Source organism: Natrinema soli (assembly GCF_028618695.1).
The window spans coordinates 1-1,073 of sequence record NZ_JAQIVI010000020.1 but is presented as its reverse complement, the minus strand read 5'-3'; the positions used below and the strand labels follow the sequence as shown (position 1 = coordinate 1,073).

The following is a 1,073-nucleotide window of genomic DNA, read 5'->3' as shown; positions in this document are numbered from 1 at the left end:
CGCCGAGGCCGCCGTCGTCGGCCGCTCGAGCGCGACCGAGGACACCGAGATCTACGCGTACGTCAGCACCGAGAGCGGCCACGAGTCCGACGCGACGATTCGGCGGGCGATCCTCGAGAGCATCGAATCCGCGATCGGCCCGATCGCCCGCCCCGCGGAGTTGATCTTCACGCCGGAACTGCCCAAGACGCGCTCGGGCAAGATCATGCGCCGCCTGCTCGAGGACGTCGCCAACGGCGAGGAGTTGGGTGATACCAGCGCGCTCCGCAACCCGGAGATCGTCGGCGAGATTCAGGCCGAGATCGGCGACGAGAGCGAATTCGACTGATTCCGTTTCGCAGAATCCAGTACCGCGAAACAACGACTATCCGCTGTCGTCCGTCGAATCAGGCGAACGGTCACGAGTATCAACGAGAGGCGATACAATTATGTTCGCGTCTTCAGAACGAGCGAACCATGAGCCTCGAGGGGAGCGCGGGGGTGGTACTCGAGCGTCGGGAGTACGAGTCGCTTCTCGACGCCGCCGAAACCTACCGCGAGGCGCTGGTGATCCGTCTCTGTGGCGACGTCGGGCTCCGACCGCCCGAGCTAACGCGGCTCACGATCGGTGATATCGAGCAGGTCCGGATCGATCCGCCGCGGTACCTGATTCGGGTGTCGACCGACGACGGCACGCGAGATCGGACCGCGTATCTGCCGACCCGCGTCGAACGCGAACTCCGACGATACGCCCGGAGTAACGATCTCTCGACCGCCGACCGGATCTTTTCGGTCACGCCCCGCCGGCTCCAGATGCTGGTCTCGGACGTGGCCGATCGAGCGAGCGAGCTGGCCGACGAGCCCGGGCTCTCCGACGCCTCCACGAGCGACCTCCGGCAGTACTTCGCTCACACCGCTCTGGTCGAGCACGACGTAAACCCCCGCGTCGTCAAGACCGCGGGCGGCTGGCGCAGTTTCGAGGCCCTCGAGTCCTATCTGCCCGAGCCGACGGACGCCGAGATCGTCGACGCGTTCGACGCCGTCGAACGACCGTCGGGGGCCGGCCGCGGACGATCGGGCGGTCGATCCGGGCC

Annotated in this window: 2 protein-coding genes; both read left to right on the top strand. The window is 66.7% G+C overall.

Annotated elements, in window-relative coordinates; all coding sequences use genetic code 11:
* Nucleotides 1–328 (top strand): AMP-binding enzyme (locus tag PGX04_RS01145; RefSeq protein WP_417581715.1); only part of this gene is annotated, 328 nt, incomplete at its 5' end.
* Nucleotides 329–456: 128 nt separating this feature from the next.
* Nucleotides 457–1,073: tyrosine-type recombinase/integrase (locus PGX04_RS01140; RefSeq protein ID WP_273736831.1), on the top strand; the 617-nt coding region annotated here is incomplete at its 3' end.